General features: G+C 69.3%; 25 protein-coding genes. 5 read left to right on the top strand and 20 right to left on the bottom strand.

The window, feature by feature from the left end; all coding sequences use genetic code 11:
• Positions 1-21: 21 nt before the first annotated feature.
• Both E1288_RS18410 and E1288_RS18405 read right to left on the bottom strand, forming a co-directional pair.
• Complete coding sequence (locus E1288_RS18410; protein ID WP_132486663.1) at positions 22-1,176, bottom strand: DmpA family aminopeptidase; 1,155 nt, start codon at positions 1,174-1,176, stop codon at positions 22-24.
• Positions 1,173-1,832, bottom strand: a complete 660-nt coding sequence (locus E1288_RS18405; protein WP_132486661.1) for a TetR/AcrR family transcriptional regulator — start codon at positions 1,830-1,832, stop codon at positions 1,173-1,175. The genes E1288_RS18410 and E1288_RS18405 overlap by 4 nt, the downstream gene beginning before the upstream one ends.
• A 269-nt stretch (positions 1,833-2,101) precedes the next feature.
• Here E1288_RS18405 and E1288_RS18400 point away from each other — a divergent pair, with 269 nt between their 5' ends.
• Positions 2,102-2,791 carry an amino acid permease gene (locus tag E1288_RS18400; RefSeq protein WP_165968164.1) on the top strand — a complete coding sequence of 230 codons (690 nt, stop codon included), beginning with the start codon at positions 2,102-2,104 and terminating at the stop codon, positions 2,789-2,791.
• Between the two features lie 64 nt (positions 2,792-2,855).
• On the opposite strand, the gene E1288_RS18395 is transcribed toward E1288_RS18400, so the two are convergent.
• From E1288_RS18395 to E1288_RS18375, 5 genes are all read right to left on the bottom strand, one after another.
• Positions 2,856-3,884 (bottom strand): alpha/beta fold hydrolase, encoded by a 1,029-nt coding sequence (locus E1288_RS18395; RefSeq protein WP_132486657.1) that lies wholly within the window; start codon positions 3,882-3,884, stop codon positions 2,856-2,858.
• Between the two features lie 200 nt (positions 3,885-4,084).
• The gene (locus E1288_RS18390; protein WP_132486655.1) at positions 4,085-5,050 is read right to left on the bottom strand and encodes an EamA family transporter; all 966 of its coding nucleotides are present in this window, start codon (positions 5,048-5,050) and stop codon (positions 4,085-4,087) included.
• Between the two features lie 237 nt (positions 5,051-5,287).
• A complete protein-coding gene (locus tag E1288_RS18385) occupies positions 5,288-6,223 on the bottom strand; it encodes an acyl-CoA desaturase (RefSeq protein WP_132486653.1) in 936 nt (311 codons plus the stop codon).
• Between the two features lie 242 nt (positions 6,224-6,465).
• Positions 6,466-7,806 carry a M1 family metallopeptidase gene (locus tag E1288_RS18380; protein ID WP_132486651.1) on the bottom strand — a complete coding sequence of 447 codons (1,341 nt, stop codon included), beginning with the start codon at positions 7,804-7,806 and terminating at the stop codon, positions 6,466-6,468.
• Positions 7,803-11,735, bottom strand: a complete 3,933-nt coding sequence (locus E1288_RS18375) for a Pls/PosA family non-ribosomal peptide synthetase (protein ID WP_132486649.1) — start codon at positions 11,733-11,735, stop codon at positions 7,803-7,805. The genes E1288_RS18380 and E1288_RS18375 overlap by 4 nt, the downstream gene beginning before the upstream one ends.
• Positions 11,736-12,078: 343 nt before the next feature.
• Here E1288_RS18375 and E1288_RS18370 point away from each other — a divergent pair, with 343 nt between their 5' ends.
• Positions 12,079-12,462 carry a hypothetical protein gene (locus E1288_RS18370; RefSeq protein ID WP_132486647.1) on the top strand — a complete coding sequence of 128 codons (384 nt, stop codon included), beginning with the start codon at positions 12,079-12,081 and terminating at the stop codon, positions 12,460-12,462.
• 80 nt (positions 12,463-12,542) lie between these two features.
• Entirely contained in the window at positions 12,543-12,755 is a 213-nt protein-coding gene (locus E1288_RS18365) for a DUF2188 domain-containing protein (protein WP_132486646.1), read from the top strand.
• Positions 12,756-12,953: 198 nt separating this feature from the next.
• On the opposite strand, the gene E1288_RS18360 is transcribed toward E1288_RS18365, so the two are convergent.
• The 3 genes from E1288_RS18360 to E1288_RS18350 all read right to left on the bottom strand — a co-directional run bounded on the left by E1288_RS18360 (position 12,954) and on the right by E1288_RS18350 (position 16,670).
• Entirely contained in the window at positions 12,954-14,750 is a 1,797-nt protein-coding gene (locus E1288_RS18360; protein ID WP_132486645.1) for a thiamine pyrophosphate-requiring protein, read from the bottom strand.
• A gap of 327 nt (positions 14,751-15,077) precedes the next feature.
• Entirely contained in the window at positions 15,078-16,124 is a 1,047-nt protein-coding gene (locus tag E1288_RS18355) for a glucose 1-dehydrogenase (protein ID WP_132486644.1), read from the bottom strand.
• 48 nt (positions 16,125-16,172) lie between these two features.
• The gene (locus E1288_RS18350) at positions 16,173-16,670 is read right to left on the bottom strand and encodes an Asp23/Gls24 family envelope stress response protein (protein WP_132486643.1); all 498 of its coding nucleotides are present in this window, start codon (positions 16,668-16,670) and stop codon (positions 16,173-16,175) included.
• Between the two features lie 107 nt (positions 16,671-16,777).
• Here E1288_RS18350 and E1288_RS18345 point away from each other — a divergent pair, with 107 nt between their 5' ends.
• On the top strand, positions 16,778-17,029 hold the full coding sequence (locus E1288_RS18345) for a hypothetical protein (protein ID WP_132486642.1): 252 nt from the start codon (positions 16,778-16,780) through the stop codon (positions 17,027-17,029).
• A gap of 77 nt (positions 17,030-17,106) precedes the next feature.
• Here the strand turns inward: E1288_RS18345 and E1288_RS18340 are convergent, their stop codons facing one another.
• Positions 17,107-17,568, bottom strand: a complete 462-nt coding sequence (locus tag E1288_RS18340; protein WP_132486641.1) for a hypothetical protein — start codon at positions 17,566-17,568, stop codon at positions 17,107-17,109.
• Positions 17,569-17,708: 140 nt separating this feature from the next.
• Positions 17,709-18,068 carry a hypothetical protein gene (locus E1288_RS18335; RefSeq protein ID WP_132486639.1) on the bottom strand — a complete coding sequence of 120 codons (360 nt, stop codon included), beginning with the start codon at positions 18,066-18,068 and terminating at the stop codon, positions 17,709-17,711.
• Positions 18,069-18,951: 883 nt separating this feature from the next.
• Between E1288_RS18335 and E1288_RS18330 the strand changes: the two genes are divergently transcribed.
• On the top strand, positions 18,952-19,155 hold the full coding sequence (locus tag E1288_RS18330) for a CsbD family protein (protein ID WP_132486637.1): 204 nt from the start codon (positions 18,952-18,954) through the stop codon (positions 19,153-19,155).
• An 82-nt stretch (positions 19,156-19,237) separates the two neighbouring features.
• Here the strand turns inward: E1288_RS18330 and E1288_RS18325 are convergent, their stop codons facing one another.
• The 8 genes from E1288_RS18325 to gvpJ all read right to left on the bottom strand — a co-directional run bounded on the left by E1288_RS18325 (position 19,238) and on the right by gvpJ (position 22,956).
• Positions 19,238-19,564: a gas vesicle protein K gene (locus E1288_RS18325; RefSeq protein WP_132486635.1), complete on the bottom strand. Its 327-nt coding sequence runs from the start codon at positions 19,562-19,564 to the stop codon at positions 19,238-19,240.
• Positions 19,557-19,784 carry a gas vesicle protein gene (locus E1288_RS18320; RefSeq protein ID WP_132486633.1) on the bottom strand — a complete coding sequence of 76 codons (228 nt, stop codon included), beginning with the start codon at positions 19,782-19,784 and terminating at the stop codon, positions 19,557-19,559. Before E1288_RS18320 ends, E1288_RS18325 begins: the two co-directional genes overlap by 8 nt.
• Positions 19,785-19,792: 8 nt before the next feature.
• Positions 19,793-20,620 carry a GvpL/GvpF family gas vesicle protein gene (locus tag E1288_RS18315; RefSeq protein WP_235883637.1) on the bottom strand — a complete coding sequence of 276 codons (828 nt, stop codon included), beginning with the start codon at positions 20,618-20,620 and terminating at the stop codon, positions 19,793-19,795.
• Complete coding sequence (locus E1288_RS18310) at positions 20,562-21,005, bottom strand: gas vesicle protein (RefSeq protein ID WP_235883636.1); 444 nt, start codon at positions 21,003-21,005, stop codon at positions 20,562-20,564. Before E1288_RS18310 ends, E1288_RS18315 begins: the two co-directional genes overlap by 59 nt.
• 23 nt (positions 21,006-21,028) lie before the next feature.
• Positions 21,029-21,343: a gas vesicle protein GvpO gene (locus E1288_RS18305; protein ID WP_207954416.1), complete on the bottom strand. Its 315-nt coding sequence runs from the start codon at positions 21,341-21,343 to the stop codon at positions 21,029-21,031.
• A gap of 146 nt (positions 21,344-21,489) precedes the next feature.
• Positions 21,490-21,741: a gas vesicle protein GvpG gene (locus E1288_RS18300; RefSeq protein WP_132486627.1), complete on the bottom strand. Its 252-nt coding sequence runs from the start codon at positions 21,739-21,741 to the stop codon at positions 21,490-21,492.
• 1 nt (position 21,742) lies between these two features.
• The gene (locus E1288_RS18295) at positions 21,743-22,540 is read right to left on the bottom strand and encodes a GvpL/GvpF family gas vesicle protein (RefSeq protein ID WP_235883634.1); all 798 of its coding nucleotides are present in this window, start codon (positions 22,538-22,540) and stop codon (positions 21,743-21,745) included.
• The gene (gene gvpJ, locus E1288_RS18290) at positions 22,537-22,956 is read right to left on the bottom strand and encodes a gas vesicle protein GvpJ (RefSeq protein WP_132486625.1); all 420 of its coding nucleotides are present in this window, start codon (positions 22,954-22,956) and stop codon (positions 22,537-22,539) included. The genes E1288_RS18295 and gvpJ overlap by 4 nt, the downstream gene beginning before the upstream one ends.
• Positions 22,957-22,959 lie beyond the last annotated feature (3 nt).

Here is a 22,959-nt window from a genome sequence, read left to right as displayed (position 1 = left end):
GGGATTTACATCGGCAGAGCGTCAACGATGGTCTGGCCGCAGCCCCGACTCGCGCAGCAGTTCGGTGAGCCGGTCGCGCGGCAGGGCCGGGGAGCGGTGCCCGTCGCGACCGGTCATGTCCGCGTTGGCGGTCAGCGCGTTGAGCACCGCCTCCTCGGTGGCCTGCACGGTGGCCTCGTAGAACGGGTCCATCCGTCCCCACGGCACGAACCGCAGCTGCTCGTAGGCCGCCCCGCCGGAGCCCATGGTGCTGGTGAGCGCGCCCGGGTTCGCGGTGGAGAAGGCGAGGAACAGGTCCCCGGAGAAGTGACTGCCGGTGGTGCCGGTGCGGGCCAGGCCGAGCGGCACCCGCCGGGCGAGCGCGGTGCACTGCCCCGGCAGCAGCGGCGCGTCGGTGGCCACCACGACGATCACCGATCCGGCGCCGGGTGCGGCGAACCGGTCGGCGTCCTCCATCGGGTTGTCTGCCGGCAGGTGCGCGCCGACCGGCACGCCGGCGACCACGAGTTCCCGGCGGGAGCCGAAGTTGGCCTGCACGAACACGCCGACCGCGTAACGGTCCGATTCGTATGCCACGACCCGGGACGCGGTGCCGCTGCCGCCCTTGAAGGCGTAGCAGTTCATCCCGGTGCCGCCACCGACCGAGCCTTCCTCGATCGGGCCGGACCGGGCGGCGTCCACGGCCGCCGCGGCGTGGGTGGTGCGGACGTGGGCGCCGTTGATGTCGTTGAGATAGCCGTCCCAGGTCTCCGCGACCACCGGCAGCAGCCACTCGCGGCCCAGCTCGGGGCGGTTCTCGACGACCCAGTCGATCAGTCCACGATGGACCGTCCCGATCGCGTGGGTGTTGGTGATCGCGACCGGCAGCGTCAGCGAACCGGTCTCCTCGATCCAGGCGGTGCCGGTCATCTCCCCGTTGCCGTTGAGGGAGAACCAGCCGGCGGCGCACGGGTCGGCCACGCCGTCCCGGCCGCGGGGCAGGATGGCGGTGACCCCGGTGCGAACCGGGCCGCGCCCCGGGTGCAGCGGGCCGTCCCCCTCGATCAGGGTGGCGTAGCCGACCTCGACGCCGGGGACGTCGGTGATCGCGTTCCACTCGCCGGGCGTGCCGTCGAGCGGAATCCCCAACGCGCGGGCCCGGGGCAGCCCGGCGGGAGTGCGGATGGCGCTGGTCATCGGGTTCCCTTCCGGGGCCGCAGGTGGGTCACCTCGGAGCCGGCCGGGTCGCCGGTCAGGTCGGCGCATCCGGTGGCGTCGCGGGCGTAGGACAGGATCAGCTCGAACGCGCGTTGCGGGGGCATCACGGCGTTGCCGGCGATGATCTCCAGACCGTAGCCGTTCTCCAGGCACACCAGGTTCGCCGCGATGTCCGCGACCGGCGATCTCGGCTGGAAGTGCCCCTGTGCTCGGCCGATCTCGAGGACGGCGCCGTACATGGTGACCTGCCGGTCGAACAGGCTCTCCGCGATCACCGAGTAGATCGGGTCCTGCCGGACGGCCGTGGTGAACTCGTACAGCACGGTGACCAGCTCGTCGTCCGCCCGCCACGGGATACCCGCGCGGGCCGCGGCCACCAGCTTCTCGCGCGCATCATCCATTGTGGACAGCATGGCCGCGCGGTCGGTGCAGAACCGCTCCACCGCCTGCCGGAACACCTCGCGCAGCAGCTCCGACAGGTCGGGGAAGTAGTAGTGCACCGAACCGCGGACCACGCCCGCCTGCTCGGCCACATCGGCCACCCGCAGCGTGGCGAGGCCCTGGCGGCCGACGGCGCGGGTCGCCGCGGCGACGAGGTGTTCGCGGCGCACCGGCTTTCGACTGGGACGTGCCATGCCGTGATTGTCTGGCACTCGTGCCAATCAAGTCAACAAGATGACGCAATGGCCATTGACATTGCGGACCCGATCTTTGACCCTTGCGCCAAATAACTGTCGCGAGGGTCGAGGTGCTCGATGACCGACGAAGTCACGCCGCGAACCGGCACTCCCCGATCAGCCGCCTACCGCCAGGACCTCTCCCGGTCGCTGACCTTCCGGGAGAACATCCTCATCACGCTCTCCGCGGTGACACCCGCGTCGAGCGTGTTCATCATCGGCCGTCGGTGCTCCAGGGGGTGGCCGGCGCCTCCGCGGTGGTGTTCGCCGTCGCCGCGCTGGTCGGCGTCGCCGTACTGCTGGGCACGCCGAGCATGCCGGAGCTGGTCAACGCGGACTCGCCGATGAACTACTTCCTGCTCGCCCGCGGCGGGCCGGCGGTGAACACGATCGTCAGCCTGGGCATCGCGATCGCGGTGATCAACGCGGTGATCGCGATCATGCTCCAGCTCGGCCGCAGCCTGTACTCCGCGGCCCGCGACCGCTCCTGGCCGGACGCCATCAGCGGGCCGCTGACCTGGGTCCACCCACGGCTGCGCACGCCGGTGGTGGCGACCCTGACGGTGGCGGCACTGGGCACGCTGGCCTACTGGCTGCTGCCGTTCCAGGTGCTGCTGCTCGGATCCGGGGCCAGCCTGGTGATCACCTACGTGGTGGTCGGGCTGGCGGCACTGGTCGGCCGGATCCGCGGCCGCACCCGGCGAGCGGCCTACCGCATGCCCGGCTGGCCGCTGCCCCCGCTGCTGCTCCTGGCGACAATGGTGGTGGTCGTCTACGAGAACCTGGTCAGCGACTGGGTCCCGGTTTCGATCGCGCTTGCCATCCTGGCCATCGGCTACGTCTACTACTACGGGTACATCCACCCCCGTCGAGAAGACCGCTGGACGCTACCCGACCCGGTCGACGAAGAACCCTGATCCGTCCACTTCGGACACGCCAGCGGCGTCTCGGCCCGACTGCGGATGTCCGGCGCCGCCGGAGTCATCCGTCGAGGAAACGCACCAGCTCCGCGGTGACGAACTGGGGGTTTTCCTCGGCGAGCCAGTGTCCGGCGCGCGGCACGTCCACCGCGCGAACGATGTTGGCCATCCGCGGGTCCACTGTGGCCCGGATCGCGTCGAGTTGCCCTTGGGCGGTCATGAGCAGGGTCGGGATGCGTACCGGTGCCGCTGACACGGTGTCGCGCACGTCCTTGTCGAGGGCGCGGTAGAGCTCGAAGCCGCCCGACAGCGCCTCGGGCCGGCTGTAGGTCCGTGCGTACTCGTTGATCTCGCCGTCGGTGAACGGAGACCGATCCGAGGTGCCGCCGAATGCCGTGCCCTCGAACGAGACCTGGGGGTAGAACAGTGCCAGGTACTCGCGGACGTCGTCGCCCACGACCGCCTCGGGGACCCGTCGCTGAGAGTGGAGGGCGATGTGCCAGCTCAGCGTGCGGTACGTGGATGCGTCGATCGCGGGCCCGGGTAGCGGCAGGTCGAGGTATCCGAGGCGGGCGGTGTCGCCGGGGAACTGGCTGGCGTACTGGAACGCCACCGCGGCGCCGAAATCGTGCCCGATGACGGCGGCGTCCCGGACCCCGAGCCTGTCGGCGATCAGCGTGTGCACGTACCGCGCCAGGGTGGCTTTGTCGTAGCCGGTCGGTGAGCCGGTGCTGTCGCCCAGTCCGGGAAGGTCGACCGCGTAGACGGTGTGGTGTTCGGCGAGGGCCGGCATGATCTGCCACCAGCCGTACCAGGTTTGGGGCCAGCCGTGGATCAGCACCACCGGCGTGCCGCTGCCGCCGGTCACGTAGTGCATGCGGACACCATCGACGTCGGCGAACTCGTGCCGGAAGGTGCCCTGGAACGCCGGATCGTCCTGGGTGGCGACGGCGTAGGGAGCAACGTCGCCCGCGGTCGGCGCGGAACAGGCCGCGCCGCCGATCGTGAGCAGAAGGGTGAGCGCGAGGGTCGCCATCGTGCGCGCGGGCCGGCGGAACCTGCGCGTCAGCGGCCGAGTTGCGGTGATCATGTGTTCCTGTCCTGCGGAAGAAGTGGTGGAGTCAGCGCCCGGTCGCGCCGTCGATCAGCGCCCAGTCTCAGCGGGCGCGCACCGATCTGGCACGAAATCTTGCCGTTCTGGCAAGACGAGCGCGTGGACCGCGAAGCGGAGAAGTCCGAGCCGACGTCCTGGTAGCGGGCGTCGCGGGCGCGTCGATCACTCACCAGCGGTCAGCCGGGTCTGTGCGAGATGGGGCCTTCCGGGAGCGAGTTCGGGGCGGCCAGTTGCGCCAGCACCGCGCCGGCGAGCAGTACCACCGCTCCGGCCAGTTGCGTCGGCCTGAGCGCCTGGCCGAGCAGCAGCCAGGCGAGTCCGGCGGCGACCAGCGGTTCCACCAGGGCCAGCACGCTGGCCAGGGCCGAAGGCAGATTGCGCAGCGCCCGCAGCCCGGCCAGGTAGGGCAGCGCGGTGCCGACCGCGGCCAGCACCAGCAGGGCCAGCCACACCGGAACCCGCAGGCCGCCGAGCTCCGCAGGGGTGGTGAGCAGTCCCGTGGGCAGCGTCCACGGCAAGGCGACCACGGCCACCACCACCGCGCCGATCGCCAGCCCGGCCGCGGTCAGCCCGAACGAGTCGTACCGGCTCGCGCCGTGCTCGCCGAGCAGGAAGTACCCGGCCGAGCAGATCGCCGCGGCCAGACCGGCGGCGACACCGAGCAGGTCCAACTCCGGTCCCTGCCAGATCCCCGCGACCAGGACCAATCCGGCCACGGCCAGCCCGATACCCAGCCACATCAGCCCCGGCAACCGGGTGCGCCGCACCACCCGCACCCACAGCGCGACCAGTGCGGGCGCCAGGTTGACCAGCACCATCGCCACCCCGACCGGGATCCTTGCCACGGCCAGGAAGAAGAACAGCTGCACCCCGGCGACACCGAGCAGGCCATAGCCGAGCAGCAGCCACAGGTCGGCGCGGTGGAACCGCAGCGCCTGCGGCCGCAGCACCGCGACCACCGGCACCAGCAGCACCGCAGCCAGCGCGATCCGCACCGAGGTCACCGCGGCCGGGGACCAACCCGCCGCCATCACCGCCTTGGCCAGCGGGCCGGAACTCGCGAACAGGACCCACGAGGTCAGGCTCAGCCCCGTCGCCCACGCCCGGCCCGGTGCCCGCGCGGTCTTCTCCAGTACGGCCACGCCTGCAGTCTGACCGCGGCATGACCGCCCCGGCCAGCGGTTTTCCGGCGCGCGAGCTCAGGTCGGGACGCATCCCGGGGGCGCCCGGGGCCGGACGCCGGTGGCGATTTCGCGCGAAATCGGCAGCCTACGCTCCAGACGACCACGTCCCAGGCGGGCCTGAGCACCAGTCTGAAACGGCCTCTCAGTCTGGTAGAAGGCTCGAATCGGCGACAATTGTCCACAAGGGACGATGGTTCAGCTGTCGGCGGCCAGGCGGGCGAGGCGTCTGGGGGTCGGCCAGCGGACGTGGGAGGCCCAGCCGAGCCTTTCGAAGATCCAGATCACCCGGGCCGAGATGTCGATCTCGCCTCGCCGCACCCCGTGCCGGGCGCACGTCGGGTCGGCGTGGTGCAGGTTGTGCCACGACTCCCCCATGCTCAGCACCGCTAGCGGCCAGAAGTTGGCCGCCTTGTCGCGGCTGCGGAACGGGCGATCCCCGACCAGGTGGCAGATCGAGTTCACCGACCACGTCACGTGGTGCAGCAGGGCCACCCGCACCAGCCCGGCCCAGAAGAACGCCGTCGTGGCGCCCCACCAGGTACCCGTGATCACACCGCCGCACAGCGCGGGTAGGGCGAACGTCGCCACCGTCAACGGGCCGAACAGCCGGTGCACCAACCGGATGTCGGGGTCGGCCAGCAGGTCGGGCGCGAACCGCCGCTGGTTCGTCAGGTCCCGCTCGAAGATCCAGCCCATGTGCGCGTGCCAGAACCCGCGCGCCAGCGCGGCGGGAGACGTGCCGAACGCCCACGGCGAGTGCGGATCGCCTTCCCTGTCGGCGAAGGCGTGGTGGCGGCGGTGATCGGCCACCCAGTGCAGGATCGGCCCCTGGACCGCCATGCTGCCCGCGACCGCGAGCGCGATGCGCAGCCAGCGCTTGGCGCGGAACGCGCCGTGCGTGAAGTAGCGGTGGTAGCCCACCGTCACGCCGAGGATGGTGAACACGTACCAGCCGGCCGCGAGCAGCGCGTCCCACCAGTGCAGCCCCCACCCCCACGCCAGCGGCACCGCCGCCAGCAGCGCCAGGAACGGCACGAGGACGAACACGTACACCGACAGGTGCGGGGCCAACGGCCTGCGGCCGGCCAGCAGCGGTTGGGGCGTCGACCCGGACGGTTCGGTGGCGACCATCGCAGCAGGAACCTCGAATCTGCGTCGCGGGAAGTTCTACCACCACACAACCGGTCTCGTGCCCGGAGCACAACGAATCGGCCCGCAAGGATGGGTGAACGTCAGACGAGGGCACGGTGTCGGTTCCCGTCCGACACGCCGGGCTCAGGCTTCGGCCGCCTTGAGCATCCCGGTTCCGGGCGGCGATCAAGATCGACGTTACCGCGCCCGCACCCCTGTCGTCGGCGCCCGATGCGGCGGTTTCAGCGTGGCAGCGGCGGCAACTCGGTGCTGTCCAGCCATTTCGTGAAGAACCCGGCGAGCGACCGGTTCGCGAATTCGTCGGCCAGCGCCGTGAAGTCCGCCGTGGTCGCCGTGCCGTGCCGGTGGTCGGCGACCCACTTCCGCAGCAGCTCGAAGAACGGCTCGTCGCCCAGTTCGCGGCGCAGCGCGTGCAGCGTCAGCGCGCCGCGCTTGTAGATCTGTTCGTCGAACATCCCGGCCACACCCGGATCGGCGATCCGGAGATCCGGCGGACCTGCGGCGATGTGCGCGTGCCAGTTCGCCGCGTGCTGCTGCGCCGACGGGCCGCCCGAGAACTCCGACCACAACCATTCGGCGTAGGTGGCGAAGCCCTCGTTGAGCCAGATGTGCCGCCAGTCCGCGATCGTCACGCTGTTGCCGAACCACTGGTGCGCCAGTTCGTGCACGACGAGCCGCTCGTTCGTGCGCCGGCCGTCCAGGTGGCCCGCGCCGAAGACCGACATGCCCTGCGCCTCGACCGGCTCGTCCAGGTCGTCGTCGGTGACCACGACGACGTACTCCCCGAACGGGTACGGGCCGAACAACCGCTGCAGCACGTCCATGATCTGGCCGTGCCGCGCGAAGTCCACCGCGAAGCGGTCGCTCAGCCGCGCAGGGATCGCCGCCCGCTGCGGCACCGGGCCGCCGGCCAGCTCCACCTCGGTGTACAGGCCGACCTGGATGCTCATCAGGTACGTCGCGGTCGGTTCCGGCCGCTCGTATACCCAGGTCGTGGTGCTGCCGCGGCGTTGCCGCGACACCAGGTTCCCGGTCGCCTGCACCGAGTACGGCGAGGCCGTCGTGAACGAGATCCGGTAGCCCGCCTTGTCCGCGAGGTGATCGTTGCAGGGAAACCACGACGGCGCGCCGACCGGCTGGCCGGCGACCAGGGAGCCGTCGGTCAGCTCGTCCCACCCGATCTCGCCCCACCGGCCGGAAATCGGCTGCGGATTGCCCGAATACCGGACATCCACCCGGAATTCCGCCGCCGCGGCTACCGGGCGCGCCGGTTTGATCCGGAGCTTCCCGCCGCCGTGCGTGAACTTGGCGGGACGGCCGTCCACGAGCACCCGGCGAACCCGCAGGTCGGCCAGGTCCAGGCTGAACCGCGACAGGGCCTGCGTCGCCACCGCCGAGATCGTCGCCTGCCCGGCGAGCCGGTTCGGGCCGACCTGGTACTCCAGGTCCAGGTCGTAGTGCTCGACGCGATACCCGCCGTTGCCGTGCTCGGGCAGGTAGGAATCCGTCGACCGATCCGCCCCCGGTGCCGGCGCACCCGGCTGGTCAGCACCAGGGTTCACCGGCGACGTCCTCCCGCTTTCCGCCACGTCGAGATCGGGTTGCCGAGCCACCGCGAGTGCGCGGGCACCTCGTCTCCCCGGGTCACCAGCGACCCGGGGCCGATGGTGGTGTGCGCACCGATGCTCGCACCGGGCAGCACGATGCCGTGCGGGCCCAGCGTAGCGCCGGCGTCCAGGCGCACCTCGTCCAACCGCATGACCCGATCATGGAACAGGTGGGTCTGCACCACGCAACCGCGGTTGACCGACGCGCCGTCGCCGAGCCGCACCAGGTCCGATTCGGGCAGCCAGTAGGTCTCCAGCCACACCCCGCGGCCGATCTTCGCGCCCATGCTGCGCAGCCACGCCGTCAGCAGCGGTGTCCCCCCGGCCGAGCCGATCAGCCACGGGACGGCCAGCACCTCCACGAACATGTCCGCGAGCTCGGTCCGCCACACGAAGGAGCTCCACAGCGGGCGTTCGTCCGCCCGGTAGCGCCCGACCAGCAGCCACTTCACCGCGGTCGTCACGGCGCACGACAGCAGGCCCGCGACCAGCAGCACCGGCCCGGCCAGCAACGCGGCCAGCCACAGCCCGCCTGCGGCATGCAGGAACGCCAGCGCCGCCAGCACCAGCACCGCCAGCGTCGCGCTGAGCACGACCGGCACGAACCGGAACAGCTCGACCACCGCGCGGGCGATCTTCAGCCGCAGCGGCGGGGCGAACGTCCGGCTCGCGTCGGCCTCGTCGATGGAACGGCGCAGCGGCATCGGCGGCATGCCCAGCCAGGACGAGCCCTTCTTGGCCTTGCGCGGCGTCGAGGACAGCACCCCGACCAGGCCGCGCTTGGGCACCGAACGCCCTGCCGCGGTCATGCCCGAGTTCCCGAGGAAGGCCTGCTTGCCGATGCGGGCCGGGGCCACGTGCAGCCAGCCGCCGCCGAGCTCGTAGGTGGCGACCATGGTGTCGTCGGCGAGGAAGGCGCCGTCGGCGACCTTCGTCATCTTCGGCAGCGCCAGCACGGTGGAGGCTTCCACGTCGCGACCGACCTTGGCGCCGAGCAACCGCAGCCATACCGGTGTGAACAGGCTGGCGTACAACGGGAACAGGCCGATGCGGGCCATGTCCATCAGGCGCTCGGTCGCCCACACCTGCCAGGCCATGCGGCCGTGCACCGGGTGGTAGCCCTCGCGCATCCCGATGCTCAGCGCGCGCACGCTCACCAGCACCAGCAACGCGTAGGAAACGAGGTAGCACGCGCTCGCCAGGGGCACCGCCAGCAGCGCCCGGGTCAGCGCCGAGCCGAGATCGGGTGCGCCGCTGAGAGCGAGGCCGAGCACCATGACGCCGGGCAGTGCCGCCAGCGCCGGCAGCAGCCCGAGCAGCACCGAGGTGACCCCGTAGACCGAGGCCCACACCTGCGACCTGGGCGGACGGCTCGACGGCCAGGTGCGGCCCGCTTCGCGCACCGGGACGGCCGGGGACCCGGCCCACCGCTGCCCCGCGGGCACCGAGCCGCGCACCGTGGAGCCGGCCGCGATCTCCGCGGACTTGCCGATCCGGGCGCCGGGGATCAGCGTGGTGCGGGCGCCGACGCGCGCGCCGGCGCCGATCCGGATCTTGCCGATGTGCACCTCGTCGCCGTCGACCCAGTGGCCGGCGAGGTCGACCTCGGGTTCGACGGCCGCGCCCCTGCCGACCTTGAGCATGCCGGTGACCGGCGGCGGCGAGTGCAGGTCGACGTCCTTGGCCACCTTGGCGCCCAACGCCCGGGCGTAGTGGGTCGTCCAGGAGGCACCGGACACACCGGTCGCGCCGCTGAACTCGGCGAGCCGCTCGGCCGCCCACAGTCTCAAGTGGACACTGCCGCCACGCGGGTAGGTGCCCGGGCGCACCCCGGCGAGCAGCAATCGCGCACCACCGGCCGACAACGCGATCCGGCCCGCGGGGCTGAACAGGACCAGCCACGCCGCGGCGATCCACCACCACGACACCGTCGGCGCGAACGACACGGATCCGGTCCAGGCCAGCACGTTGCTCAGCGCCGCCAGCACGGTCGTCCAGCGCAACCCGACGATGGCCAGCAGCGGCAGCATGATCAGGGCCTGCCACAGCCCGGTCAGCCGCGGCGTCGGCCGGACGACACGCCTCGAGGTCTCGGTCATCGCCTCCAACGCGTCCAGGTGCGCGGCCAGCGAACCGAGCGTCGGGTGCTGGTAGATGTCGGCGACCGACACCTGGGCGTGGCGCATCCGGATGCGCGCGATCAGCTGGGCGGCGGTGAGGCTGCCGCCGCCGGTGGCGAAGAAGTCCGCGGCGGGGTCGGTCACCTCCACGCCGAGGACCTCCGCCCAGCCCTCCGCGAGCCACGCCTCGGTCGGCGACATCGCCGACCTCGCGGCGGGATCGCCGCCGGCGGTGGGCAGCGGCCACGGCAGCGCGGCTCGATCCACCTTCCCGGAGGTACGCGTCGGCAGGTCGGACACGACCGCGAGCAGCGGCACCAGCGCGGCGGGCAACTGTTCCTGCAGCCGCCGCACCGCGCGGTCGTAGTCGAACCGCGCGTCCGCTGCCGCCTCGGACTCGGCACGCGGCACCACGTAGCCGACGAGGATTTGGTTCCCGGCGGCGGTGGTCTGCACGGCCGAGGCCGCCCCGGCAACGCCGGGCAGGGCCTGCAGCACCGCGTCCACCTCACCGAGTTCGATGCGGCGGCCACCGAGTTTGACCTGTTCGTCGGCCCGGCCGACGAACAGCAGCCCCTCGGGCTCGGCCCGCACCACGTCACCGCTGCGGTAGGCCCGGGACCAGCCGAGCGACGGCAGCGGCGCGAACTTCTCGGCGTCCTTGCCCGCGTCCAGGTACCGGGCGAGGCCGACACCACCGATGATCAGCTCGCCGGTGTCGCCCATCGCAACCGGCTCGCCGCGCTCGTCGACGACCGCGAGTTGCCAGCCCGCCAACGGCAATCCGATCCGCACCGGCTCCTCGCCGGTGAGCCGGGCGGCGCAGGCGACGACGGTCGCTTCCGTGGGCCCGTAGGTGTTCCAGACCTCGCGGCCTTCGACGGCGAGTCGTTCGGCGAGTTCCGGCGGGCACGCCTCGCCGCCGAAGATGAGCAGCCGAACCTCTTCCAGCGCTTCGACGGGCCACAACGCGGCCAGCGTCGGCACCGTCGACACGATGCTGATGTGCCGCGCCACCAGCCAGGGACCGAGGTCGACACCGGTGCGCACCAGAGCGCGCGGCGCGGGCACCAGGCAGGCGCCGTGCCGCCAGGCCAGCCACATCTCCTCGCACGAGGCGTCGAACGCCACGGACAGCCCGGCCAGCACCCGGTCCCCGGGGCCGATGGGTTCCTCGGTGAGGAACAGGCCGGCCTCGGCGTCGACGAAGGCCGCGGCGGCGGAGTGGCTCACCGCCACGCCCTTCGGCTTCCCGGTCGAACCGGAGGTGAAGATGATCCAGGCGTCGTCGGTGGGCGATGGTTCGCCCAGGCGACCGAGCGGCTCGCGGCGCAACGCGAACGAGCCCCCGTCGGAGAGCACGGCGCAGACCTCGGCTTCGCCGAACACGAGTTCGGCGCGCTCGTCGGGGTCGTCCGCGTCCACCGGAACGTAGGCGGCGCCGGCGGCCAGCACGCCCAGGATCGAGACGTAGAGTTCCGCGGTGCCGGAGGAAATCCGGATTCCGACCCGGTCGCCGACGCCGATGCCGGCTTCGGCGAGCCGTCGCCGCACGACGTCGATCTCGGCGGTCAGCCGGCCGTAGCCGAGCACCGTCGTGCCGTCGTCGATCGCCGGGGCGTCCGGGAATCGACGTGCCGTGCTGTCGAGAACCTCGACCAGGGTGCGCTGATCGGGCGCGAAGTCCGACCAGAAGACCGCGCTGGCCGTGGTTTCCGGAGATGCGGACGGGACGAGCTGTTCACCTGCTGCCGTCAGAGTCACCGAACGCGCCGTCCCACCGACGACCCGTTGCCCCGCTGCCCGCCGCGTGGCAGGTCCCGTGAGACGTCGCAACTCCGAACAGGACGTGAAATCACTGTCTCGCTCCGCAGTAGTCCAGGCGCGTACTCCGACGACCCGCCCAGGGCAGACAGGTCAGCTTACGGATCGAACGGGTTTCCGCATCCCGAAGGCCCCCGCGAAGTGCTTGCCATCACAACTGGAGACGGCGTTGGTCGTGCTGGTCCATCTCGGTGTCAAGCGATCGCTCGCCGTTTACCGCGCGCCGCGCTCCGGGTAGCGCTCGGTGAACGATCCGTTCCGAGTGGAACTGGAGGGAAGTCCGATGCCGGATGTGGGTTCGTTCATGGTGTTCCTCGTCGTCGGCGCCGCGCTGGTGGTCGCCGACGGTCAGCTGATCCGGCGCAGCGGAACGACCTACCTGCAGTCGACCGCCCGCGATTCCGCCGCCGCGGATTCGGTGAACCAACTGGTCGTGGTCGTGTTCCACCTGGCAGCGCTGGGTTTGCTCGCGCTGATCGCCGTCGTGCCGATGGACCTCGGCAGCGCGCCGGAAACCGTGGTGGCGCGGCTGGGGGTCCTGCTGCTGGTCCTGGCGGTGGCGCACGGCGTGACGATCTGGACGCTGGGCCGGATCCGCACCCGCCAGCAGTCCCGGGTGCTGCAGGAGGAAGTCGTCCGCGCCCAGGAGGGTTCGACCGACCGCTGACCGGAGTGAGCCCTGCAGGTGTCGGGCACGACGCTCCGGGTAGTCCTGAGTCGACAGTGCCCGATTTTCCGGAGGGCGCCATGGCAGAACGTCATGTCGTTCGCGACCACGCCGAAGGCACTTGGAAAGTCGTCGACGCGAGCACTGGAAAGACGGAGTCGCGAACCAGGACCCAGGCCGGGGCCATCGCCGAGGCGGCGGACAAAGCCCGGCGCACCGGTGGCGGTGACGTGGTCATCCACGGCTTTGACGGCGAGGTGAACGAGAAGCGCACGGTCGCGCCCGCCACCTGAATCCGCCGCGCTCGCTTCGGGCAGCAGGAGACCGACCGCCATCGGTGGGTGTTCGCTGACGTCGTGGCGCTGCCCCTGGTGTGCGTACGCGGGGCAGAGGTGTCCAGCAGGCTCCTCTCGACCCTGAGGACAGGCGTGGCTTGTCGCCCCGGGCTATGGGGCAGGCGGGCCGGTGCGACCGCACCGGCCCGCCTTCGATCAACGGCGTCGCCCGCGGCCGGGGACGAACTCCTGGACCTTCGCCTTCACGCCTTCCCGGACCACCGACCACGCCGCCGGATCGCCCTTGAGCAGGGCCGCCGCGACGTTCTCCATCTGGTCCAGTTCCGCGTGCGGCGGGATCGGCGGGATCGACGGGCTGGTGACGAACTCGACGACGCATGGCCGGTCCGCGGCCAGGGCCCGCTCCCACGCGCCGCGAACCTCGCCCGGGCTGTCGACCTTGATCCCGTGGAAGCCGACCAGCTCGGCGAAGGCGGCGTAGCCGAAGTCGGGAATGCGCTGCGACGGGAGGAACTGCGGGGAGCCGCTCATCGCCCGCATTTCCCAGGTCACCTGGTTCAGGTCCTGGTTGTTGAGCACCGCGATCACCAGCCGCGGATCCGCCCACTCCCGCCAGTACTGGCCCATGGTGATCAGTTCGTTGATGCCGTTCATCTGCATCGCGCCGTCGCCGACCAGCGCCAGCACCGGCCGGTCCGGGTGCGCGAACTTCGCGCCCGTCGCGTACGGGGCGCCCGGGCCCATCGTCGCCAGGGTGCCCGACAGCGAGCACCGCATGTGCCCGCGGATCTTGAGGTGCCGCGCGTACCAGTTCGCCGCCGAGCCCGAATCGGACGTGATGATCGCGTCGTCCGGCAGCATCGGCGACAGCTCGTGGAAGACCTGCTCCGGGTTGACCGGGTCGGCCTCGACGCCGGCCCGCCGCTCCATGACCTCCCACCAGTCGTGCACGTTGCGCTCGACGGTCCGCCGCCACGCCCGGTCCTCGTTGCGGCGCAACAGCGGGAGCAGCACGCGCAGCGTGTCCTTGGCGTCCCCGAGCAGGTTCACCTCGAACGGGTAGCGCATGCCGATCATGCTGGGATCGATGTCGATCTGCACGCCGCGCGCCTGCCCGTACTCGGGGAGGAACTGGCTGTACGGGAAGCTGGAACCGACCACCAGCAGGGTGTCGCAGTCGCGCATCAGCTCGTACGACGGGCGGGTGCCGAGCAACCCGGCGGCTCCGGTGACGAACGGCGCCTCGTCGGAGAGCACGTCCTTGCCCAGCAACGCTTTCGCCACGCCTGCGCCGAGAAGATCGGCGACCTCGACGACTTCCGGCGCCGCATCGCGGGCTCCCTGGCCCACGAGCATCGCCACGCGTTCGCCCGCGTTGAGGACCTCCGCGGCTCGTTCCACGTCCTCGCGCGGCGGAACCATGTGCGTGCGCGAGACTCCGAGGCTGGAGGGCACCATCTTGAACGCGTGCGCCGGCGGCGAGTACTCCAGGTCCTGGACATCGCCGGGGATGATCACCGCGGTGACCGTGCGGCGCGCCTGCGCGATCCGGAACGCCCGGTCGAGCACGTTGGGCAGCTGCTCGGGGACGGTGACCATCTGGACGTACTCGCCGGCCACGTCCTTGAACAGCGACAACAGGTCGATTTCCTGCTGGTAGGAGCCGCCGAGGGAACTGCGCCCCTGCTGCCCCACGATCGCCACGACCGGCACGTGGTCGAGCTTCGCGTCGTACAACCCGTTGAGCAGGTGGATCGCTCCCGGCCCGGAGGTCGCCGCGCAAACCCCGACCCGGCCGGAGAACTTCGCGTACCCGACGGCCTCGAACGCGGCCAGTTCCTCATGCCTGGCCTGCACGAACCGAGGCCGGTCGCCGGCCCGCTCCCAAGCGGCGAGCAGGCCGTTGATGCCGTCTCCCGCGTACGAGAAGACGTTCTCCACGCCCCATTCGCGCAGGCGCGACAGCACGTAGTCCGACACCTTCTGCGCCATCACAGCACCTCGACAAACCACATCGACGGCAAGCGTCCGAGGCCGGACGCCGGTACGCGCCTTCGGCTACCCGATCAGGCGCGGCGTCAATCGCGTTCCCGGTCGCGCTCTTCCTCGACGCGCTGCTACGGCTCCGCGCGTGGTCGCCGAGCGGCCCGAAGAAGAACCGCGACGGCCCGTCTGGCCTGCCATTCGTCCACAATGGTCGCTTTCGCGACCGCCACGGCCGCGGTTCGATCGTTCGCCATGTCAACGCTCCACCCCGCGCGGTATCCCGTGCCGCTGCAACGGGATTCGACCGGGATCGAAGCCGTCAGGGTGCTGGTGTCAGGCTTGGAGGTCTACGACGACCTTCACGTCGTCAGGTCCCGTGTCGAAGACATCGGTCCAGTTGCGCAACGGGATCCGGCGGCTGATCAAGGATTCCAGCCAGTTCCGATCTGCGGCGGCCAACGCCTGCACGGCCTGTTTGTAGTGGCGCAGGTTGGCGTTCACGCTGCTCACAACGACGTCGTTGTCCAGCATCAACTCGTTGTCGATCGCTGCCTCCGCGGGGAAGGGCATGGTGCGGTGGTGGCCCGCGAGACCGGTCAGCACGGTGATGGCGTTGCGCGCGGTGTGCTGCAGGACCTCGAACACCAGCCTGCCGGATCCGGTCGTCTCGATCACGACCTCCGGTTCGCAACGCAGATCGTCCAGCGAGGTGTGGTAGGTGGCGCCCAGCGCACGGACCAGATCGGGTCTCGGCCCCTCGGCGACCTGGTCGAGGACATGCACCTCCAAGCCGCGCTGGACGCCTAGCAGCGCGGCGAGCAGGCCGATCGGTCCAGCCCTGGTCACCAGCGCGCGGTGGGGAGCGAAGTAGGCGCGTCGACCGATCATGTCGACCTGCTCCCACGCCTTGGCCACCACCGATGCGGGCTCGGTCAGCACGCCCAGAGCGCCGAGCCCAGGACTGACCTTGATCGCGAACTGGGGCTCGACGGTCCATAGCTGAGCACCGAATCCGTCCAGGCCCCGGATACCGCGTTCGGTGTACTCACCGTTGAGGCAGAAGTCCCACTGCCCGGCGGCGCACGCCTCGCACGGCTGCGGGTCCGGACGCCGGACGACACCGACCACGTAGTCGCCATCCTGGAACCCGCTGATCGCAGGAGCGTGGATCGCCTGGCCGACGGATTCGTGGAAGAGGACCATGCGGTCCTGCCCCGGCGGCAAGGCACCATGCGCATGTTCGGTGACATCACGATCAAGGCGGCAGAACCCCACCAGCAGTCCTCGCACGAGTAGCTCGCCCGGCTGCGGAACGGGATCGGGCAGCTCGGTGACCGCCGACAGCTCCGGCTTTCCGGGCACCACGGTGGCAGCCTTCACCGGCACGCTCCTCCTCTGTGTTCTGTGCTCCCGGCCCGACGGAGATCATCACTCGACCCGGGTGGGCGCGGGGGCTTTCTCCTCACCGGGCAGGCGGATATCGGTGACTGCGATGTTGACCTCCACGACCTCCAGTCCGGTCATGCGCTCCACCGCGGTGATGATGTTGCGGCGCACCGCCCTCGCCAGATCCACCAGCGCGGACCCGTACTCCACGGTGATGTCCAGGTCGATGGCAGCCTGCGTCTCGCCGACCTCCACCGCCACCCCCGACGTTTGCGAAGCGCTCGAGCCAGGGATCCGTTCCCGGATCGCGCCGAATGCCCGGGCCGCTCCCCCACCGAGTGCCGCCACTCCCGAGACTTCGCGAGTGGCGACTGCAGCGATCTTCTGCACCACCCCAGCGGCGATCGTCGTGCGACCGTGCTCGGTCTCGGCGACCTCAGCCGTCGGTGCAGCCTCTCTGACTCGTCCCGACGTGGTTGCCCAGCTCCCTTCCGTGCTGACGTCCTCACGACTCCGCTTCCCGGTCTCTTCCTTGGCCATCACCACCGCCTCCCCTCCTCGTTTCGCCGGCCGACCCCCTCGACTTCACGATCACGGACTCGGCGCGCCGCGGTGTTGATGATCGCGGCCGCGGGTATTGCGTGGTCATGGCCAAGGACAACAAGACCAGCAAGATCGTCACCGATCCGGACCGAGCTCTTGCCCGGGCACGAGCGGCCGCCGAACAAATCAAGCCGAAGGATGAAGCGCTGTACTGGGCGACGATGGCTCAAGCCCTGCTCTTGAGCGAGATCCGCGACATGATTCGGGAAACCCGCGCTCACCAAGGCGGGAGCGTGGAACTACCCGAACAAGCGCCGCCACGAGAGACGGCCAGGGTCACCGTCGTCGAGAAGTAGCCGCACCGTGATCGCGTAGGCGTCTCGGCATCGCTGGCCGAGCGCGTGACTCCTGCGAGGTCGGCAATCGTCGGCCGTCAGCGGGAACCACGAAGCCGGGCCATTCGACCTCGCTTCCCGGTACTGGTCGTTTCGGCTGCCCTGGCTGCCGGGATGGCGTCCTCGGGTGGGAACGTCTCCCCGGCCGGCCGGGCACCCTCGTCAGTCGATGCTTCGGCTTCTTCGGGGGCTTCCTCCCGCCCGAGCCGACGTTCCTCCGGTTCCTTCGACGAACGCACCATGCGGTAAACGACGTACGCCATGGCAGCCGCTGCTGCGCTCCCCGCTGCCACCATGCTCGTGCGCCGCAAAAGCACCATCCGCCGCTCGTGGACCTTTGACCTCCGGGTGAACCTGCGTTTGCCGTGACGCCTCGACGCACGAGTTTTAAGCACGTCCTGGACAGTCTTTCGAACGAGGCGCAATGCGATCTTGGCCATGCCCCAGACGCGCAGCAAATAGCCAAGGAGCGTGGCCAGATAAGCGTTGATCTTTATCATGTCTCGAGCTCCAAATCAGCGATGCCGCCACACGTGCCAACGGTTGCAACCCATTCTTCAGCCGCAGGGAGCCGGACGCCATTCGCGAGTTCATACCTTCAAGCATCGCCCGATCCAGTGAGGCACGATCAAGCAGTGCCTCAACCTCGCTGCGTTGCCGCGCGGAACGCCACCACAACGGCACGCACGATCAGCACCAGCAGGAGGACCACGCCCAACACGACCAGCAGGATGGGCAACAAGATCATCGCGGCCACCAAGATGAGCTTGGTCTGCCAGCTCATTCCGGCTATTGCACCCTTGATCGCCGCCCAGACCGGACTCTTCCCGAGGAGCGCTGCCCGCGCCGCCCGAAGCGCAGCCCCAGGCACCGGCCCGGACTTGTCCGCGCGTTCGGCGAGTTTGCCGACCGCTCTCTCGATCTTCGTCGAGATGAGCTGTGCGCAGGCTTCGACCGCGGCGCGGACGAGGCGCAAGAGGCTGTTCTCCAACCGCTCCATCGCAACTGCCATGCCCTCGCCGACCTCAGCGGGTGCACCGCTGCGATCGGCCACGTTTCCGGCGGTCGACTCCGCCGACGCGAACGTCGGCCGCCTGTGGGCTCGTCCGGACGATGCGATTTCTCGTTGCGATCGGGACTCATCCCGCCCACTTCGATCGCCGATGACCGCCCCGGTCTGTTCCTTTCGCCGCCCCGGAGGGGCATTTGCTTCTCTCACATCAACCCCGTTTTCCAGAATCGCCTCCGACCTGGGATCCCTCTGCCGATCGGAGGCGAACACGCGACTATCTCTTGCCGCCCCGGAGTTTCATTCGCTTCCTGTGACTCGCACCTGCCCGCCCCGAGCGCCTTCCTCGACTGGAACGACGCCCGAAAACGCTTCTCGATTTCTTGGCACTCCCGGAGAACCCGAACCTTCGCCCGCGCACCACACCTGGCACTGCCCGTGAAAGCTTTCCGAAAGCACCCGCGAGTGCCGCGGACACCGTTCGAATCCGTTGGAATGCTTTGCGGCCGAGGCGCCTCAAGGCCGGTTTCACCCCACCCCACCAGCCGAGCAAGATCCTGACGAGGTTCGCCAGTGCCACCTTGATCCGAATCATGGCCATCACCGAACCTTGAGTTTCCATCGGGTACCCGGGACCGCACAACGGGAATCCGGGCAATGGACGAGTATCCGAATAGGTTGTCGAGCGGCAACCTATTGCCTACTTCCAGCCTCGTAGCAATCCGTGCACAACAGCAGTGTCACACGTCACAAGTACCTCAAGGTGTACGACCAACGCGTCGGGGGTAAGCATGGAGCGACTTCGCAAGACCATCGGGTTGAGCTTTACGCGAAGGCGTGCGGGGTCTCAGCAGCCGTACCAAAGGAGCATGACATGGGCACAGGCGACAAGGCCAAGCACAAGGCCGAAGAAATTGCCGGCAAGGCGAAGGAGAAGCTCGGTCAAGCCACCGGCGACAAGGAGAAAGAAGCCGCAGGCAAGGGCGAGCAGACTACGAGTGCTCTGAAGCAGGCGGCGGACAAGGTAAAGGATGCCGTCACCGGGCACAAGGACAAGAAACCCGACCAAGACGGCTAGTCACATGTTTCGTGGGCCGCGCACCCCCGCTGGTGTGCGGCCCACTTCGCGATGTCCACAAGAACGCGCTGCCAGGTGACCATCACTGGTCGTCCCGCGGCAGCAGGGGGCCGAGCGGACCGAGGTCGAGGTTGAGATCGTCGGCGGAGAGCTCAAATCGGTCGCGCAGTTCCGTCATCGCCTGTTCCAGCTTCATGAGGGCCAGCCCCAGCTCTTCGACCTGCTCATCATCGAGCGTGCCTTGGTCGACTCGGCGCAAGGCCTGGCGCTCCATGAGCTGGCGCAGCAACTCGACGATGGTCAGCACGAGCCGGACCAGATCGCGCTGGACCGACTCCGCATCGGTTTCGATGCGGTGCTGCAGTCTTCCCGACCGGCCGATCCGTTGTTCTCCGGACGGTTCACCCATCGCTGCCCCGCTCCCAGGAGTCGACGTTCATCGTGCTCTCTTGGATCGATGTGATGATGGCCCGCAACGAGACCCGCACCAGGTCCACTCCAGCCAAGGAGATGGTGACGTCTCCGGTGAGCACCACTCCGCCGGCCAGCAGCCGGTCGAGAAGGTCGACGAGCGCGATCTCACGAGCATCCCGAACAGTTCGCGTGCTGACGTCTTGTCCTGTGGTCATCGCCGCGCTCACTGCCTCTCCGCAGATACCACCGCGAACGAGTACGGCGCCCAAGGCCCCGTGAGCTCGATCTGCAGGGAGCTTCCGCTCTTGATTTCGTCGATCGCGGAGGTGAACTCCTCGGTCCGCGCGTCGTCGACCAGGTAGGCACCGTTGAGCACCATCAAGCCTCGATAGGCCGCGAGGTCGCGATTCTGCGGCGGGTGCACGCGGTTCGCGTGAGCGAGCTCGCTCAAGGCATCGTGGATCTCACTTGCTCGCTCCACTGCTTCATGCTCTGCCTCGGCCCGCCCCTTCCTCTGCTCCCGGATCTTGCGGAGGTAAGCCTGTCCCGGGCGCTCACCCTCGCCGGTCTCCGGCTCAGCAGGTTCCCCGGACGTACTCCCGACGAGGTCCGCGTATGCCTTGACCCCCCACTCCGTGCGGCCGGCTATCAGCTCCAGGACGTCGAGGAACATGGGCGCTTGTTCGGTCAATGCAGCCTGGACCCGAGCATCGTTGTAGTAGACCGTGGCCAACGCCAGTGGCGCGACGGTCGAGGTGGCAGCTGCTGCGTCGACGACGCGATTGTGCTCGCGCACCGTTCTTTCCAGCCACCGCAGGTCTTCCAAGTTCTTCCGCAGCCCTTGCTCGCCGAACTCCTCAGCGGACACCGTGCTGACCAACGCCGTCAACTCGCCAGAGCTGACCAGCCGAACCTCCGACCCGGCGATCCCCGTGGCTCCGGGCTGCAGGTCGGCGCCCTTCCGGGAGATCGCGTAAACGTAGGACAAGGTTTCAGCCACGGTCCTGCTCCTCAGAGGTGCGCCGAGGAGGTGCGCTTCGATGACGCTCACGGCGTTGTTCGTCTTCGTCTTGCTCTATCGCGCCCTGCGGTGTGCCGCGTTCGGACTCGAGCGCCCGGACCTGAGAGCGCAGCTGCCGGTTCTCTTCGGCCAGATCGCGGTGGCCGGACGACAGAGTGGGGTCGTGCTCCCACCAATCGATCCCCATCTCGCGGGCGCGTTCCACCGAGGCGACCACGAGCCGGAGTTTGATGGTCAGCAACTCGATGTCGAGCAGGTTCACCTGGATGTCACCGGCGATGACGATCCCCTTGTCCAAGACGCGTTCGAGGATGTCCGCGAGATTCGCGGACTCCTGTCTGGCAGGTGGTGCCGCGCGCTGTCCGTACCAGGCGGGTGCCCGCGCCCCGCCGCCTCGAACCTCCGGTGCCGTCATCCGCTCCTCGCGATCGTGCCCGTTCATCGTTCGTCGCCTCGTCCCCTCGAGTAGCGATCGACCCTGCGGTAGGAAAGGAGGTCGCCGTCCTGGTCCAGCTCCGCTTCGTACACCGCCAGGATGTCCGCCGTGTCCGGAACCCGGTGGCTCTCGACCACCTCGACGCTTACGCGCCAGCCGTTTTCCACGCGCTCGAGCGAGGTGACGCTCTCTGGCTGCCTGCCCGTCAGTTCATGCACTTGGCGGACGGCCAGCTGGGCGGCCTGGGCTGCCTTGAGCGAACGTCCCCCATCAGCACTACCTCGCCTGTCCTCTTCACCTTCCGGTTCCCGACGCACTCGCTGCGGCTCGCGGTCCTTCTCTGCACGGTCGTCGCGTGGCGCCGACGCCTTCGATCCCGTTTGCCGCGGCCGAGGTCGCCGAGGGCGCTCAGCAGGTGGCTCGCGGTCCCGGGCGTCGTCGTCCCGCGTGGTGGCCACCGGAGTCACATCTCCCCAGCGTCACGTCGGCGTTGCGCTTCGAACAGCCTTGCCAGCAGGTCCGCTTGCAGCTCGTCGCGCTCGTGATCGGTCAGCTCGCCGGCGGCGTGCGCGTCGTCGACGTCGGCTATCTGGCGCTGGATCAAGGCGGGGTCGTAGTACTGCCGCTCCGCGTGCTGCTTGATCTGCTCAGCCACCCATGCGGCACCTCGGACCGGTGCCAGCGGAAGCGTGAGCAGTCCGGTGATGAGCCCCATGTCAGGTCTCCGGCAGGAAGTCGTAGGGAGCGAGAGGCCCGATCAACCGCAAGTTGACGCGCCCATCCCACTGCCGTCCGAGATCATCCACTGCTTGCTCGAACTGCGCCACCGCCTCGCGATCAACAAGGAACGCGACGTGCATGGCGTCGTCCTCACCCGCGACCGCATGTGAAGCGGAAGCAGCGGAGAACTTCTCGAGAGAGCTGATCAGCGTCTCGGTATCAACTTCACGTTTCCTGACCACCGCGTTGTTGACCAGCTCGCCCAGCCTCAAGCGCTCGGCGTAGCCCGCATCCTCGGGCAGCCCTTGAAGGGCGGCGCGGAGTTCCTGGATCTCGGGCTCTTCGGAAACGATCTCACGGAGGTGCGCGTTGTTCGCGTACCGGCCGCGAACGGTGAACTGCACCAGCCCGGCGAGCTCTTCGAGCATTTCCTCGAAATGCCCCTGATGGGGTGCCAAGAGCTCGTCGACGACGGCTTCCCTGGTCCTCACGACGGATCCGAAGCGCATCGGTATCACCGTCGCCTCCGCCGCGAGGGTGTCGAGTACCCGTTCATGCGCGAGCAAATCCTCGCGCGTCCCTAGCGGACGAGCGAGCTGCACCTCGCTGACCAGGGCGGAGAGCTTGCCGTACGAGGCCAGGTCCACCTCTTCCTCGCCATCTCCGACCGAGGGCAGATCGTCCGGAAGCTTCTCCCGGTGGCCGACGATCCCGTACACGTACACGCCGCGATCGACGCCGTCTTCCTGTCCTAGTAGGACCTGATCGCCTCGTTCTGCGCGTGTGGCCATCATTCACGCTCCCGACTGCGTGATTCCCTGCGCCGTACGGGTTGCTTCTCTCTCCTGTCGCCCTCGTCGGCACCGCGGAACTCGTCGAACTTGTCCTTGGCCGCGTCGATCATTCCCTTGGTCTTACCTTTCGCACCGCTCTCCGTCATGCCCTGCATGAGCTCTGGAAGGTCCTTGCCGCCCTTCTGATCCAGGTCCAGCCTGTTGGTCGCTTCAGCGAAGCGCAGGTAGGTGTCCACACTGGCCACGACGACGCGCGCATCGACCGTGAGGATCTCGATCCCTACGAGCGAGACACGCGCGAACACGTCGATGACCAGCCCCTTGTCGAGGATGAGCTCGACTACGTCTGCAAGAGTCCCTCCAGTTCCCCGCTGTACCGGGGACCCGCCGCCGCCCTGCATGCTTGCGACGGTCATGCG

This window comes from Saccharopolyspora elongata (assembly GCF_004348985.1).
Taxonomy (GTDB): Bacteria; Actinomycetota; Actinomycetes; order Mycobacteriales; family Pseudonocardiaceae; genus Saccharopolyspora; species Saccharopolyspora elongata.
This window is presented reverse-complemented; position numbering and strand designations above follow the sequence as displayed.